The sequence below is a fragment of the Collinsella sp. AF05-9 genome (assembly GCF_003465595.1).
In the GTDB taxonomy this organism is placed as follows: Bacteria; Actinomycetota; Coriobacteriia; order Coriobacteriales; family Coriobacteriaceae; genus Collinsella.
This window is the reverse complement of the sequence record NZ_QSBB01000005.1, coordinates 70,196-85,607: the sequence shown is the minus strand read 5'-3', so window position 1 is coordinate 85,607 and position 15,412 is coordinate 70,196. Positions and strand designations below refer to the sequence as shown.

General features: G+C 61.0%; 14 protein-coding genes. 3 read left to right on the top strand and 11 right to left on the bottom strand.

Annotated elements, in window-relative coordinates; genetic code table 11:
* The 9 genes from DWV43_RS02960 to DWV43_RS02920 all read right to left on the bottom strand — a co-directional run bounded on the left by DWV43_RS02960 (nucleotide 1) and on the right by DWV43_RS02920 (nucleotide 10,387).
* On the bottom strand, nucleotides 1-1,149 hold the full coding sequence (locus tag DWV43_RS02960; protein ID WP_117817041.1) for an amino acid ABC transporter permease: 1,149 nt from the start codon (nucleotides 1,147-1,149) through the stop codon (nucleotides 1-3).
* 9 nt (nucleotides 1,150-1,158) lie between these two features.
* Nucleotides 1,159-2,085 (bottom strand): transporter substrate-binding domain-containing protein, encoded by a 927-nt coding sequence (locus DWV43_RS02955; RefSeq protein WP_117817040.1) that lies wholly within the window; start codon nucleotides 2,083-2,085, stop codon nucleotides 1,159-1,161.
* A 256-nt stretch (nucleotides 2,086-2,341) separates the two neighbouring features.
* Nucleotides 2,342-3,235 carry an aldose 1-epimerase family protein gene (locus DWV43_RS02950; RefSeq protein WP_117786764.1) on the bottom strand — a complete coding sequence of 298 codons (894 nt, stop codon included), beginning with the start codon at nucleotides 3,233-3,235 and terminating at the stop codon, nucleotides 2,342-2,344.
* A gap of 79 nt (nucleotides 3,236-3,314) precedes the next feature.
* Nucleotides 3,315-4,184 carry a hypothetical protein gene (locus DWV43_RS02945; protein WP_055252426.1) on the bottom strand — a complete coding sequence of 290 codons (870 nt, stop codon included), beginning with the start codon at nucleotides 4,182-4,184 and terminating at the stop codon, nucleotides 3,315-3,317.
* A gap of 195 nt (nucleotides 4,185-4,379) precedes the next feature.
* Nucleotides 4,380-5,249: a MerR family transcriptional regulator gene (locus tag DWV43_RS02940; protein WP_117817039.1), complete on the bottom strand. Its 870-nt coding sequence runs from the start codon at nucleotides 5,247-5,249 to the stop codon at nucleotides 4,380-4,382.
* 77 nt (nucleotides 5,250-5,326) lie between these two features.
* A complete protein-coding gene (locus tag DWV43_RS02935) occupies nucleotides 5,327-5,920 on the bottom strand; it encodes a UbiX family flavin prenyltransferase (RefSeq protein ID WP_117817038.1) in 594 nt (197 codons plus the stop codon).
* 190 nt (nucleotides 5,921-6,110) lie between these two features.
* The gene (locus DWV43_RS02930; RefSeq protein ID WP_117648415.1) at nucleotides 6,111-7,598 is read right to left on the bottom strand and encodes a UbiD family decarboxylase; all 1,488 of its coding nucleotides are present in this window, start codon (nucleotides 7,596-7,598) and stop codon (nucleotides 6,111-6,113) included.
* A gap of 141 nt (nucleotides 7,599-7,739) precedes the next feature.
* The gene (locus DWV43_RS02925) at nucleotides 7,740-9,197 is read right to left on the bottom strand and encodes an SLC13 family permease (protein ID WP_199569341.1); all 1,458 of its coding nucleotides are present in this window, start codon (nucleotides 9,195-9,197) and stop codon (nucleotides 7,740-7,742) included.
* Nucleotides 9,198-9,439: 242 nt separating this feature from the next.
* Nucleotides 9,440-10,387: an isopentenyl-diphosphate delta-isomerase gene (locus DWV43_RS02920; RefSeq protein ID WP_158568702.1), complete on the bottom strand. Its 948-nt coding sequence runs from the start codon at nucleotides 10,385-10,387 to the stop codon at nucleotides 9,440-9,442.
* A 153-nt stretch (nucleotides 10,388-10,540) separates the two neighbouring features.
* Between DWV43_RS02920 and DWV43_RS02915 the strand changes: the two genes are divergently transcribed.
* The 3 genes from DWV43_RS02915 to DWV43_RS02905 all read left to right on the top strand — a co-directional run bounded on the left by DWV43_RS02915 (nucleotide 10,541) and on the right by DWV43_RS02905 (nucleotide 13,849).
* On the top strand, nucleotides 10,541-11,803 hold the full coding sequence (locus DWV43_RS02915) for an MFS transporter (RefSeq protein ID WP_233539190.1): 1,263 nt from the start codon (nucleotides 10,541-10,543) through the stop codon (nucleotides 11,801-11,803).
* 195 nt (nucleotides 11,804-11,998) lie between these two features.
* Nucleotides 11,999-13,369 (top strand): ATP-binding protein, encoded by a 1,371-nt coding sequence (locus DWV43_RS02910; protein ID WP_117635560.1) that lies wholly within the window; start codon nucleotides 11,999-12,001, stop codon nucleotides 13,367-13,369.
* A 33-nt stretch (nucleotides 13,370-13,402) separates the two neighbouring features.
* Nucleotides 13,403-13,849 carry a low molecular weight protein-tyrosine-phosphatase gene (locus DWV43_RS02905; protein ID WP_117635561.1) on the top strand — a complete coding sequence of 149 codons (447 nt, stop codon included), beginning with the start codon at nucleotides 13,403-13,405 and terminating at the stop codon, nucleotides 13,847-13,849.
* 226 nt (nucleotides 13,850-14,075) lie between these two features.
* Here the strand turns inward: DWV43_RS02905 and DWV43_RS02900 are convergent, their stop codons facing one another.
* Nucleotides 14,076-14,405 (bottom strand): TIGR04076 family protein, encoded by a 330-nt coding sequence (locus DWV43_RS02900; RefSeq protein ID WP_199408661.1) that lies wholly within the window; start codon nucleotides 14,403-14,405, stop codon nucleotides 14,076-14,078.
* On the bottom strand, nucleotides 14,398-15,222 hold the full coding sequence (locus DWV43_RS02895; protein WP_117779396.1) for a PfkB family carbohydrate kinase: 825 nt from the start codon (nucleotides 15,220-15,222) through the stop codon (nucleotides 14,398-14,400). Before DWV43_RS02895 ends, DWV43_RS02900 begins: the two co-directional genes overlap by 8 nt.
* Between the last annotated feature and the right edge of the window lie 190 nt (nucleotides 15,223-15,412).

The window sequence follows — 15,412 nt, the reverse complement described above, 5'->3', positions numbered from 1 at the left end:
CTAGTTGGAGCTGGGCAGCGTGGCAGGGGCCTCGGCGCCCAGCTTTTTGCCAAAGGCTTCGAGCAGGCGGCTCGCCACGAGTGTCAGGATCAGGTAGACCACGAGCGCCACGCAGTAGACCTCCATCTGGCGGTAGTACACGCCGGCGACCGTGGTAGTAGCGTACATAAGGTCGAACACGCCGATGACCGAGAGCACCGACGAGTCCTTAATGTTGATGATGAGCTCGTTGGTGAGCGCCGGAATCGCGTTTTTAATGCCTTGGGGGAACACGACTTTGCGCATGGCCTGCCACTGCGACAGGCCCAGCGAGCGCGCTGCCTCGGCCTGGCCGGGATCGATGGACTCGATGCCGCCGCGCAGGACCTCCATCATGTAGGCGGTGGAGTTGAGCGAGATGGTGACGAGGCCGGCGGTGAAGGTACTCCAGATCTGGTTGGCCTGAGCGGTCTCGAAGCCCATGCCGCGCAAAACGGTAAAGCCCGCGTAATAGATGAGCAGGCCCTGGACCATCATGGGCGTGCCGCGCACGATGGTGGAGTAGATGGTCGCAAAGCCGCGGCCGATACTCTTAAAGAAGCGCACCAGGTCGTTGTCCACGCGGTCAAAGGTCTGAATACGCAGGAACACAAAGAGCAGCGCCAGGAAGAATGCGATGACGGTACCGAAGGTCGCAAGCGCGATGGTGATCTCGATACCGCGGATAAAGAAGTCGCCACTCTTGTAGGTCATGTAGACCAGGCTCGACAAAAAGTCGCTGGGGTTGGAATCCGAGACAATGCTCACCTGCACCAGGTCGATAAACGACATGACGCAACGGTCGATAAAGAAGATCGCCGCAATGGCGACCACGACATAGCTGCCCAGGCGCGCGCCGCGACGAAAGCGCTCGGAAGCAAACGGCGACGTTTCGCGATAGTCATTCCAGTGCATGAGTTTGGTGACGAGCGCCGCCGCCGACACGACGAGCCAGGCCCAAAGGATTGCCCAGAGGCAGTCTTGGAACACGCCCGTAGGCGCCAAGAAGCTCAGCGGCGTGGGGTTGCGCTGGCTAAACACCAGGCCGAGCGCCGCGATAACGCTCGTGCCCAGGTACACATAGCGGTGGTCGGCCTTGGTAAAGGAGGCCAGACGATTGATGGTTTTCATGCTGCCTCCCTATGCCGGCTGACGATCGAGGCACGCGTCCCACATTTGGTCGCGCTCCTCTTGGCTAATGCCCTTGAGTGTCTTGTCGATGAGCTTAAGCAGCTTGTCCGAGCCCTTGCGGCAGCCGACGTTTGCCGCGACCTCCTGCTTAAAGCCCTCGCCCTCGGCAAAATGAATAGGGACAATGCCCGGATTTTGGGCCATATAGCCCTTCTCGTTCTCGGTGTTGTAGGTCACGGCATCGCACGTGCCCTGCAGCAGGTTCGAGAACACCGTGGGAACCGAATCGACCGGGTTCTTGTGGACGACGCCCGGGATCTCGTCGATGACGGTGTCGAGCATGGTGTCCTTTTGGCCGAGTACCGTGGCACCACTGAAGTCGCTGAGCTTGGTGGCGTTCTGGTAGGGCGAGCCCTCTTTTACGAACAGGCCAAAGTAGCCAATGAAGTACGGGTCGGAGAAGCCGACCGACTCCTCGCGCTCGGGCGTGGCGCTCATGCCGGCGATGATGAGGTCAATCTGGCCGTTGTTGAGCGAGTCGATAAGGCCCGAGAAGCTCTGCTTGACGGCAACGGGCTCGCCGCCGAGAGCCTTGCAGACGATCTTGGCGATCTGCACGTCGTAGCCATCGGCATAGGCGCCCTGCACGTTGTCGATGGGGATCGTGAACTCGCTGGCCTCGGAAACCTGCCAGTTGTACGGGGCGTAGGCCGCCTCCATGCCGATGCGGATCTTATCCTTGCCGATAACGGAATCGGACAGGTCATCGCGACCGCCGCCCGTCGTGGGCTGGACCACCTTGAGTGTGGACGGACGCTGGCAGCCGGCAAGCGCGCCGGCGACAACGGTTGCGCTCGCAGCGAGGGCGCTACCCAAGAAGATGCGACGACTGCACACCGGCTGGGCCTGCGCGTCGCGCTGTAGTCGAGGTTGCATCTGATGCCTTCCCTATGTCGTTTTGCTGACAATAAGACAGGATATACGTCAACAACCAGCAGCGCGGCATGTGCGCGAAAAATTAATAGACACACGAGGACGATTGGCACAAAGTAACCTGTCCCCATGTACCACTTGGCATGAAAAAGGCAAGGCATAGACCTTCTGGTCATGCCTTGCCTTTTTCATGCCAAATTGTCGCTCTGGGTGGCGCGCAGCGTCGACCGGTCCGTCGTTCGTTAGAACGGCGGAACCTCTAGAGCAGGGTAACGCTAAAGCTGCGAACGTCCGTCTCACCCGGTGCCAAGGTAATGGTGTTGACCTTGTGCTCAAAGACGTCGTCCTCGGTGTCCATGGTGGTATGACCGGTCCAGGGCTCGAGCGCCACAAACGGGGCGTCGTTGGCGGCAGACCACACGCCGATGTACTTAAAGCCCTCAAAGTCGATCTTGACGCCGTGGCCCGACTTGCGGCCGCGCAGCGTGAGCGTGGAACCCGGGACATCGGTGAACATGATGGCATCGTTATCGAAGCTGCGGTGCGTGATGAGCAGCACGTCCGAGTTATCGGGAGCCTTGTAGCTGCCCTCGAACGTCATAAGACCGTCGGGCGTGATGATGGGGGCCTCGTTAGTCCAAGCCTCGGTAAACGCCAGCTCGTAATCCTCGAACGCCTCGTCTTCGGCACCGGGGGCGGGCACGTTGAATGCAGGATGACCGCCCACCGAGAACGGCAGGGCCACGTCGCCGGTGTTGGTGACGGCAAAGGTCTGCGTGAGCGTGGCGTCGCCGGTCAGGGCATAGGTCATGTTGAGCTTAAAGTGGAACGGGAACGCCTTGAGCGACTCGGGCGTGTCAGTGATCTCGTACGTTACCGAGGAGCCGTCCTCCGAAACCTCGACCAACTTGTGCTCGACGATGCGAGCGAGTCCATGGCGCGGCATCTCGCAGGTGCCGGCCGCAGATGTCGCCATGTTGTTGCGCAGCGATCCCACGATGGGGAACAGGATAGGCGCATGCTTGCCCCAAAAGGCCGGGTCGCCCTGCCACAGATACTCGTTGCCGTTGAGGGCAAGGCTCGTGAGCTGGGCGCCCATGGAATCGATGGCCGCGGTGAGGCCGCCGCGCTTGATGGTAGTGACGGTGGACATGCTACTTCCTCCAATAGTAAACAACGGTGTCGAGGGCTATTGTCCCACTCTTGGCGGCGGGGTTGAGCGACAGGTGCAGTTATTGAGCAATAGCGTAAAGGTCAAACCCGCCCTGCGGCGTGCTATCGACCGTATCGGGCGCCTGTGAATTAAAACTCACCGGAACCATGCGCTTTGAGGCACGGTAACGCGTGCCGTCGGTGGCGACGGGCGGCTCATCGACCGTGAGCTCGTAGTCGCCGGGCTTGAGCTCGATGCCGTCACCTTCGGAATTGACGTATTGGTACTCGTCGATCGCTTGCCCCTTGAGCGTGCGACCCACGATATGGACGAGCATCTGGCTGTCGCCGCGCGCGGTGTCCCACGTCGCGCCGTCCTTGACCTCGACCGATACATGCACCGAGCGCGTGCGGCTGAGCGATTGTTCGACGGACATCTCGACCTTGGCGGCGTCTTTTCGTTGTTGTTCAACATGGCTCCAGACGTTTCCAATTACCGAGCATGCGATAACGCCGGCCATGAAGGCGATGAGGATGGGGCCGAGCGGAGAGCGACGGCCCGCGTCCTCCTCGCGAGCCAGGTCGGGGCGACGTGTGGGCGCGGGTGCTTGGGCACCCTGCGAGGGCACGTCGAGAATGCTGAAGGATGCCGTACTGCCGGGGTCGATGTTATGGCGCGGCTGCGGGATCTTGGCCGGCGAGATGGACATGTCCGCCGGCTCACCGAGTGTGGCCGTGGCATCGGCCTTAGCTTCATCGGCCTCGGCTTGGGCCCAAGCCTGCTCAAAGGTCAGGGGCTCGGCGGCATCGGAGGCGGCGTCAGGCTCGACAGCAGCATCGTTGCCGGCCTCGTCCTCGTCGCTCGACACGTCACGCGGCGCGGGCTCGTCCCACTCCTCGTCCGGAGCCTCGCCCTCGCTATACCACCATTCAAAGTTATCGATATCCATACGGGGCGCCCCTTAAGCCTCGCAAATAAACACTTGCCAGCCTTATACCCCCAGATGGCACGGGAGCTCGCCGGCACAGACAGGAAAAGCGTCACAACATTCGACGCTTTTCCTCGTTTTCGAGATTTTCATCGAATGTTGTGACGGTTTAGGCAGCAGCCACACCACGAATGCGACGAAGGAGCAGTCCCCTTGTCACATCTGGAGGGTAACAGGGATTTGGATGCAGCAGAAGTCCTCTTGGTGGGACTCGTCGTAGCTCGTGGTATCGAGGTAGCAAAAGTCGAAGGCGTTGCCGATGGGCTGGAGCGCGTGCTCGTCCATGCAGGCCACGATGGCGCGGATGCCTTCGGGCTCGTACGGCATGCCCCAGCGGCTCATGCACAGGTATGTGCCCTCGGGCAGCACTTCGATGCCGATCTCTGCCAGCTCGGCAGCGTCGCTCGGCAGCAGCTCCTCGGCACCGCGCGGCAGTACGGCAAAGGAGCCGGCACCGGCGATGGGATCGTCGGAATGCAGCGCCTCGCGACGCAGCATGGCGCCCCAACCGCGCATGGGGCGCGTGCCCGTCAGCGTGCGCATGCGCAGGATTGCCCGCATGAGCGTGGGGTGAAGCATCGAGCGACCGCGCTCGATATCGCCCGGAAACTCCTCAAAGACCACGTAGCGGCGCTCGAATTGCTTGAGTTCCGGACTGCCCTCGCGCTCGCGCCAGTAGACTGCCTCGTCGTAAAAGCTCAGGCGTTCCTGCACGCTCGCGCGCTCAGCCTTGAGCCCGGCAATCTGCTTGTCGAGCGCCTGCACCCGCGAGCGCAGGTGATCGGTCATCTCGCCAATGTCGAACGTCGAGGTCAGGCGGTCAATCTCGTCGAGTTCGAGCCCCAGGTCGCGCAGCATGCAGATCAGACGCATGAGCGGGATCTGCGTAGGCGAATAGAAACGGTAGCCCTTTTCGTTCACCACGGCGGGCTTAAACAGGCCGATCTTGTCGTAGTAGATGAGCGTTTGGCGCGAAACGTTAAACAAGCTCGCCATCTCGCTAATCGCATACATGCCCGTCTGCATAAGTCCTCCCGACACATCCTTTTAGCGCACAAAGCCCGCCGCCCACAGGGGCAGCGGGCTCAAACACTACTCGTATCCTACCCTAAAGACGCCCATGACCAGCGCTTATAGTTTGCGCATGACACGCCGACGGCCTCGAGCGCCTTGGCGGCGATGTGATGCACCGCGTCGTCGAGCGTGGCGGGGCCGTTGTAAAACGTGAGCATGGGCGGCATGAGCATGACGCCCGGTACGCGCGCCAGGCGCGCCATGTTGTCGACATGGATCGCACTGAAGGGCGTCTCGCGCACCATGAGTACCAGGCGGCGTTGCTCTTTCATCTGCACGTCGGCCGCACGCAGCAACAGGTTTTCGCTGTAACCACTCGCGATGCCGGCAAGCGTCTTCATGGAGCAGGGCGCCACGATCATGCCATCGACCGGATAGGTGCCGCTTGCGATGGCGGCGCCGATATTTTTATTGTCGTAGACCACATCGGCGTGCGCGGCAAACTCGTCGAGCGTCATGCCGAGCTCCTGCTCGATGGTGATCTCTCCCCCGCGCGTGACGACAAGCGCCGACTCGGCACCGGCCTGACGCAGGCATTTGAGGCACTCAAGACCCAGCGCGGCACCGCTGGCGCCAGACACGCCAACGACAATGCGACGGGGACGGACAGAAGACTCAGGCATGACAACTCCTAACAACAAAATGGCAGCTATAGGTCGGGCAATGTCAGCGAGCGCGCGTCTGGCGAGGCAAGGTGCCCCGAAACAAGAAGGCATAGGGCTTATGCCCATGCCTTCGCAGTTGAGGGGCAGATTGCCCGCCAGGCGCGGGCGCAGCGTCGAGTGGTCCGACGTTCGGTAGAACGCCGGAACCTTAGAAAGCAATCTCCTTGGCCCACTTGTCTGTGTCGATCTCCATGAACTGCGAGCGAATGAAATTCTTCTTGAGGTCGAACGGAACCGTGCAGTCGAAGATGGCCTTGCAGGCGATGCCGTGCTCGCGAATCGTGGGGTCGAACGCAGGGTCGTTGGACGGGTCGAGCACGTGGCAGTGGCAGCCGGGGATGGTGATGAGGTCGACGTCGGCCTGGAAGCGCGTGGTCATGGCCCACATCACGTCGCTCATATCAAAGATGTCGACATCCTCGTCAACCAAGATCACATGCTTGAGCTCGGAGAATGCCGAGAAGGCGAGCATGGCGGCGTTGCGCTGACGGCCCTCGTCATTTTTGCTCGACTTCTTAAACTGCATGATGGCAACGAACTTGCCGCCGCCGCAGGGTGCAGCGTGGACGTTGAGCAGGCGGCCCGGGATAGCGGTCTCGACCATCTTGTAGATGGAAGCCTCGGTGGGGATACCGGCCATGGACACGTGCTCGTGCGAAGGGCCGATGCAGCTCTCCATAATGGGGTTGACACGCGTGGTGACGGCGGTGATCTTGATCACCGGGCAGACCTTGGCGCCGCCGGTGTAGCCGGGGAACTCGGGCATGGCGTAGCCGTGGCCGTTGACGTCCTCGTTGATGGTCTCGTCGTGCATGAGGTAGCCCTCGAGCACGTACTCGGCATTGGCGATGCACTTCTGCGGAACGGTGACGCAGTCGGCAAGCTCGACGGCGTGGCCGCGCAGGGCGCCGGCGATCTGCAGCTCGTTAAAGCCGAGCGGCGTGGTTGGCGCCTCGAAGCCACAGCACATGTACACGGCGGGGTCCAGACCGATGGAGATGGAGATGGGCATGTCTTCGCCGCGCTGGCAGTACTCGTCAAAGAACGCGCCAAGGTGACGGCTGCCCGGAGTGATCCACATGGCGAGCTTGTCCTTGTCGACGCAGGAGAAGCGGTGGATGGTCACGTCGGACTGGGAGCCGTCGGGGCTCGTGCCATAAGCGAGGCCCATGGTGATGTAGGGGCCGCCGTCGACGGGCGTGTTGGTGGGAGCGGGAACGATCTTGCGCAGGTCAAAGCCCTCGTCGGTCGCCTTGTACACGACCTCTTGGCAGTCGACGTGCGCACCCTCGGCGATCTGCTCGGGCGCGATCAGGTTCTCGAAGCGCTTGCCGATCTCGAGGCCCAGGTGCTCCTCGTCGAGGTCGAGCAGGGCGGCAACGCGCTTGCGGCTGGCAAGCATGCCGATGCAGACCTTGGCATCGTCAAAGCCCTTGACGTTGTTGAAGACCATCGCCGGGCCCTCTTTGGTCGGACGCATAACGGTGCCGCCGGCACCGACGCGACGATAGACGCCCGAGACCTCGGCGTCCGCGTCGACCTGGGTGTCGGTCTCGAGCAGCTGGCCCGGCATCTCGCGCAAAAAGTCGAGCGCGGAGCGCAGATCGTGGATCTGGGAAGCATCGGTAGTGGACATAGCGTGCTCCTTTCGGGAGAGTGTCCGGCGGCGGGAGTGCCGCCGGCTTGGTAACGTAATGGGGCCGCAGCGCTCATAGATGGGGCGCTCGGGCACTCGCAGTTCAAGCACTCGGCTAATTACAGCCAAGCACTCGACTGCTTACATCAGGCCAAAGAGGTGGAACCAGGCGGCCTCGACCAGCACGACGATAAAGACGACCGCAGTGAGGGGAATGCCCATGCGCATAGCCTCTTTGGAGGTGTAGCCGCCAGCGTCCTTGCCCTCGCCGATAAGGATCGGCAGGTTATGGAACGGCAGGATGTAGTGGATGTTGATGGACGTGAAGACGATGAGCGCCACGGCGAGCGGGCTCACGCTGGAGCCGGCCGCAAAGCTGATGAACGCCGGCACGCACACGCCGAGCACGGCCATGACCGAGCCCATGAACATGTGGATGATCATGGAAAGCGCGGCGACAAGCAGGGCGAACAGGAAGATGTTCTCGGGCACGGAGCTGGGAAGCACAACATCGGCGATCCAGGCGTTCATACCGGTGGCACCGCCCACGGAGCCCACGGCCATGGCGGCCGTCAGGAACATGAGGGACTTGATGTCGACGGCATTCCAGCTGGCGGGGGTGAGGACCTCGCCGATGATGGGCATGGCAAGAGAGACGCCGATGGCCAGGGTGACCCAGCCGATGTAATCGCCCGAGACGGTGAGCCACAGCGCAATGGCGATGACAAGCCACACGATGGTGCGAATCTCCTTGACGGAGAGCTTGCCGAGCGCGGCCTGCTTGGCCACGATCTGCTCGCGATCGTAGACGAGCTCCTTGCTGGGCTTAAAGAGGAAGAGGCCCAGGAACAGGGTGCACAGCAGCGCGACCAGCATAGGCACGCTCATGCACAGGAACCAGTCGACAAAGGACGGGCTCATGCCGCCGGCCTCGGCGCTGTACTGCGCAACGAGCGGGTTGAGCGTGGAGTCGCCCGTCAGGAAGAACATGGAGCCCGGGGCGGCAGCGGCAAACACGAGGAAGCCGAGCTTGCCGCGGTCGTCGTCACCGTAGCCGGCGGACTCGGCGATGACCGAGACGACGGCGAGGATGAGGAAGGCGCGGGGGAACGGATGCGGGATCAGCAGCGACAGCACAAAGGTGAGCGCGAAGATTGAGATGATGAGCGACTTGGCATCGCGCACGAACTTGAGCATAAACGCATAGGCGATGCGCTCGCCCAGGCCCGACTCCTTGACCGCGCTGGCGATGAGGTAGGCGCCGATGACGAGCCACATGGTGGCTTTGGTCCACGAGCTAAACGTGGAGGCGACCGTCGCCGAGATGCTCGCGGCACCCGTGTCGTCCACGCACACCTTGAACAGAACGAGCAGCGCGCAATAGAGCAGGCCCACAAAGCCCGGCTGTGCCACGCCACACGCCCAGAACACCACCGTGGCGAGCGTCAACGCCAGACAGGTCTGACCGCCGACCGTAAGCTCGACCGTCGAGCTCAGCTCCGCCAAAGGAAGAAACTTCACCAGCAAAAAGACAACGATACCCAGCACAAAGCCAATTTCGCGCTTGGTGATCTTAAACGCCTTCTTTTCCGCTTCCATCTCCCCACCTTTCTTGTTGGGGGCGCTCCGGATTCGCGGCCACGTTGCCACTTAAAAAGGGGCGCCCGTTATCGGACACCCCTTACGTTGCGCTGTGTTGTGGCAATACAGTCAAGCGGGATTTTTGGATGAGAAGCGATCCTCTGGACAAAAAGCGTCACAACATTCGACGCTTTTCCTCGTTTTCGAGATTTTCATCAAATGTTGTGACGGTTTGGATGTGGCAAAGGGACTGTCTTTTTTCACATAGCGAGGGCTGCGCGGATGGAGGGAACCTCCAGAGCCTCGCGGAGCCAGGGGGCCAGCTGCTCGGGGTGACCCTGCAGGTAGCCTTTAAGCTCGGACGGGGCCACGCGGCGCACTTCCGAGATCTCCTCTTGGTTGATATGCAGCTCGCCCGGCTCAACATGGGCAAGGTAGACCTCGCACCATTCGCACTCGCAGCGGCCGTCGCCGTGGTCCTCGCGGTAGGTCACGTGACCGAGGTGTTTGAGCTGGTCGGGTGCGCGCGTGATGCCGAGCTCTTCGTTGATGCGGCGCGCCGTCGCGGCGACAACGTCCTCCCCGGGGAGCGGATGGCCGGCACAGCTATCGGCCAGCACCCCGCCCCACAGGCGTTTGAGCGGACTGCGACGACAGAGCAGCAGGCGTGCGTCTTCGCCCTGGCCCTCGACCAGAAGCGTCAGAAATGCCTGATGCAGAATGCCCTCACCGGCATGGGCATCGATGCGGTCGACGGGGCTAAGCGTCTCGCCGGTCGCGGCATTGACCGCCACGACCTCGGCGCCCGCGCCGCCCTCATCCCAGCCGGCGCGCAGAATGCGGGCTGCGGCCTCCTCGAGCGCGGCGATGAGCTCCTTGGTGGTGTCGAGCACGCGCTGCAGGTCGCCCCCGCTCGCCTGTTCAACATGAAAGCCCGTGCTCGCAACGACCGGCACGCCAAAGCGCGTGGCCAGCGCCGCCGCGATATCGTGCGCCGGAATTTCGTCTCGATGGCACGGAACAGCCAGGATGCTCACTGTCGCCGTGCGGCCGGGCTCGGGGCGCGGAATGGCCTGCGCCGTGGCGCCCAGGTGCGCGAACTCCGGCGAGCAGGCGTACACCGCCATGCCTCGCGGTGTCACCGTCAGCTGGGCCTCGAGCGCAAACTTGCCCTCGCCCACTGCAACCTTTGTCGTGTGCATACCCATGGGATCTCCTGTCGCCCGCGATGTACCTGAGACCATCTTCGCCTGTATTGCGACTATACAGGCAAGCGCAGCCTGCGACAAAGGGGGGCAGGCACCTGACACATTCTGTTAGAGTTGCAGGGATTGAATCCCGCTTATTCATGCGACATTGGAGTGACAACCTTGACCGCCGCAACCACGCCTAAAAGTAAGTCAACCGCCGCCGCGCTCTCCCCCGCGCGCACCAAGCTCTGCCTGGCGCTGCTCGTGCTGCTGGGCTTCTCGCTCGGCTGCTCGGAGTTCGTGGTCATCGGCATCGAAAGTGACTTGGCGACGGAACTCGGCATATCGCTTGCCACTGCGGGCCAGCTCATCAGCGTTTTTGCATTGGTCTACGCTATCGCGACGCCGGTGCTTGCGCTCAGCACGGGGCGCTTCCGTCGTTACCAGCTGCTCGTGTGCTACAGCATTATCTTTGTGCTCGGCAATCTGGTCATGGCGTTGGCGCCCAACTTCCAGGTACTGTTTATCTCGCGCATTGTCCTGGGATCCGTCTCGGGCGCACTGCTCGCCGTGGGCGTGACGTACATCCCCGAGCTGCTGTCCCCGCAGCAAACTTCGCTTGCCATCTCGGTGGTATATGGTGCGTTTTCCGTAGCAATGGTCTTTGTCACTTCGATCGGCAAGTTTGTGGCCGACACGCTCGACTGGCACGTTGCCATGTACGGCACGCTGGCCTTTGCCGTTCTGATCTGCGCCGCGCTCGTGGTGTTTATGCCGCGCGCCGGACAGACCGACGAACCCGCCACCTTCCGCGAACAGGCGGGTCTGCTGCGCGAACCGAGTATCATCACCGGCATGCTCATCTTCTTGTTTGGCGTGGGATCGGTCTATGTGTTTTACGGCTATGTGACGCCCTATCTGGAGCAGGTGCTGGGCATGGGCACGGTCGAAGCCAGCACCACGCTCATGGCCTACGGCGCGTTCTGCCTGATCTCGAACATCCTGGGCGGATGGATTGATGCGCGCTTTGGCATGAAGGCGCTGCTCGTGACGTTTGTGCTGCAGGCTGTGGCGTTACTCGGGTTGTTTGCTGTGGGCGGCACCATGCCGCTCGCGCTGGTCTTTGTCTTTAGCTTGGCGATGCTCATGTACCTGTTCTCGGTGTCGTGCATCACACACTTTATGGACGTGGCGCGCAGCCGCCATCCCAAGTCGATGGTGCTCGCGAGTTCGGTTGAGCCCATGGCGTTTAACGTCGGTATCTCGTTTGGCACCGCAGTGGGCGGCGCCGTGGTAAACGGAATTGGCATTGCGTACGTGGGTGCCGTGGGCGCTGCGTTCTCGCTCGTAGCCTGGGCGCTTGCGCTAGTGACGATCAAGCTCGCCCGCTGGGAGCGCCGTCGTCAATCAGCACAGCCCCGGATGCAGGCATAGGGACGAACACAGCCCAAGGTGGCGAGCAACCAGTGAAAACCGTCCCATACTAGTAGTGTTTATCCGCCTGCAAGCTCCGGCAGTGCAATTTCGTGTATTTCAGATACACGCTTTTCTACGATTTCGTGTATTTTAAGTACACGAAATCGTACTAAACTATGTATCTGAAGTACACGAAATCGGAAAGGTGGCCCCATGCGCAGATCAATCGAATCCGTTATCGAATCATGGGCGACAAAGGACGCCTCACGCCCCCTCCTCATCCGTGGTGCGCGACGCGTAGGCAAAACGTACGCTGCCGAGGAAATCGGCAGGCGAATCGCCGGCGATGCGTTTGTCAAACTCGACTTTCAGACCGATCTTGAACTGATTGCTCCGCTGTTCGACTGTCCCACCGACGACGTTGACACCATCGTGGCGCGAATTTCAGACTATAAACGCACCCCCATTCGCAAGGAAACCGCCTTCATCCTGTTTGACGAGGTGCAGCTCTGCGAACGGGCGCTCAACTCGCTTCGCTTTTTCTCGGGTTCGGGCTGGCGCATATGCGCGACCGGCAGCCAACTCGGTGTCGCCACGCGCAAGCGCAAGTTGCCTTTTCCCAGCGGCGTTCGTCAAGAGACCATGCATCCCATGTCGTTCGAGGAGTTTCTCTGGGCGCTCGATGAGGAGCAGATGGCCGATGCTGTTCGTACCCACGCCGGCACGCTCGATGCTTACGCCGCGCACCAAGCCGCGCTCAGCCTGTTTCATCGATACCAGGTCGTAGGCGGCATGCCCGCCGCCGTCAACGCATATCGCAAGACGTTATCCATCGAAGACGCGCGCGTCGAGCAGCGCGAAATCGACGAGACCTACACCGCCGACATGACCGACCCCGAAAACGGGATCAGTGGCGTGGCGGCGCGCAAGGTATGGCGCTCCATTCCGTCCCAGTTGCTGAGATCGTCCACAAAGAAATTCAAGTACTCCGAGGTCGAACGCGGAGGCCGTCGCGCCAAGCTTATCGAGCCGCTCGACTGGCTCGAAGGCGCCGCCATCATATCGGTCAACAACCTGACCGAAGGCATCGAACCTCCCCTCGTTCCCTTCGACGACGAAGACGGAAGTTTCTTTAAGGTCTATCTTCTCGATACGGGCCTCATGTTCTACAAACTCGGTATCAACCCGCGGCTCTGGCTCGACCTCAAAGAGGATTCCGCCATAGCACTGTCTTCCGACTTTCGAGGTGCCCTGGCCGAAAACTCGGTCATGCAGGCATTTTCGAGCAATGGTTTGCGGACGTACTATTGGGTGCCGCCGTCGTCTTGGAAGACGAGCGGTGAGCTCGATTTTCTACTTCAGACCGACCGTATGGAAATTGTGCCCGTCGAGGTAAAGTCCGCACGCAACGTGCGCGCAAGAACCCTCGGGTCGTTTATGGACAAAGCCCGGTCGCCATATGCCTACATTTTGTCCGAGAACAATTTTGCCCGCAGCGAAACTGATGACGGGCGCGAGCTGCGCCACCTCCCCTTGTACGCAGCGGGTTTTATCGGAGCAAACTGTCTCAAGGGCAGCCTGTAAGCCCCGCGCGACCGCCCAGAAAGGAAACCGCTCATGCAACGCATTCTTTTTATCTGCTGTGGAAATATCTGTCGCTCGACGATGGCTGAGTCCGTGTTTACCGAGCTAGCGCGCCGCGCTGGACGCGCGGGCGAGTTTGTCATCGATTCTGCAGCAACCTCAACCGAAGAGATCGGCAACCCGCCGCATCATGGCACGGTCGCCAAGCTGCGCGAAGTCAGGATTCCCGTCGTCGCACATCGCGCACGTCAGGTGCGGCGCGCGGAGTATGGCAACTGGGATCGCATTGTCTATATGGATGCTGAGAACGCGCGCGGTCTGCGTCGCATCTTTGACGACGACCCCGACGGCAAGATTACGCGCTTGCTCGATTGGACCGAGCGCCCCGGCGACGTGGCCGATCCCTGGTACACCGGCAACTTCGATGCCACCTACCGCGACGTGCTCGCCGGTTGCACCGCTATGCTCGAGCAGCTGTAATCGATGAAATGCAGAGTTTTTAGAGCCACAAATCGGATGAAATGCAGAAATTTGACCTTACTCGCACGCAGGACAACGACGATAACGCCTAAGCACGGGCATAAACGAGATCGGGATTCCCATATACAAATCGAGCGTGGATTTTCTCCCACTTTGAGCGCGAAATTGCGTCCAAAACGGGAAAAATCCACGCTCATTATCTCGGCGGGAGAAAATCCTCGCTCGACTACTCGTCGACGATCTCGGCGAGCCAGACGTTCAATGTATCGACCTCGGGGCAGCAGAACTTTGCCGTGCCGGGCTCGTTGCCGGGCACGGTTCCGCCGTAACGCAAGATGTCAATGTAAGGAAAGCCCACATGGCAGGCCATAGCGCACATCTTGCCGCGGTCTCGGTCAAAGTCAAAGACATCGCCTGGCTTGTGACCATGATGGCAGCGGCACGTTCCCAACTGGTCCACGCAGCTAATGCGGATACGCGGACGCTTGCCACGCGGCGCGCCGAGCGGCTTGCTCTCGCCTGCAGGCTTGGCGCCGCCCTCGTCAGCGTTACTCATGGTCAATCACATCCAGGCAGGCCTCGATGGGAAGGCCAGCCGACTTGTCCTCTTGGTCGGCATTGCGCTCGATAAGCTCGGCCACCACACGCATGGCATCGGCCGTGGCACGCTGGAGGCTCCAACCGTTCATCACGCGGCCCATGAGCACGGCCGAGAACGTATCGCCCGTACCCGGGAAGTACACCGGGATCAGCTCAAACGGAATCTCAAAGTATTCCCCCGCCACATGGTCGTAGCCGATGACGGCACTCGCCCCATCGACCTTCGCACTCGTAATGACAACCGACTTGGTGCCCAACGCGAGCATGGCGTCCACGAGCGTGCGGGCCTCATCGGCCGTAATCTCTTCGGCGATAGGCGTATCGGTGAGCAGGCACGCCTCGGTATAGTTGGGCACCGCGTAGTCGGCGCACTCGACCAAGCTGCGCATGAGTCCGATGGTCGACTCGGGCACGCCGGCATAGAGCTTGCCGTTATCGCCCATGATGGGATCGACGAACACCCTGGTGCCCTTTTGAGCGCGGCGGTGGCAAAAGTCCGAGATGATGCGCGTCTCCTCCTCGGTCACGATAAAGCCGGTCGAGATAGCATCAAATTCAAAGCCGAGCTCCTCCCAGATAGCGAGGCTCTGGCGCACGTACTCCGTGGTGTCGTGAATGTAGAACTTGGGATAGTTGAGCGTATCGGAAACGAGCGCCGTCGGCAGGTTGTGGATGCGATAGCCCATGTGCGACAGTACCGGCAGCATGGCCGAGAGCGCGACCTTGCCGTAGCCGCACATATCGTTGATCAGCAGCAGCTGAGTGTTCTTCATGAGTGTCCCCCTTGGGTCGGGCGCGGCGCGATGTCGCCATAATGCGACTAAGTGTAGCGCAGTGCAATCTAAGTCTTGCCTTCGGATGTAAGACCAAGTTTGGGCGTAATTTTGTTCTTAGAGTTTTTCTGACGCTTCTTATTGCAGAAACTTGGCCTTAGAAGGCGCTATAAAATTCTAAGAACAAGTT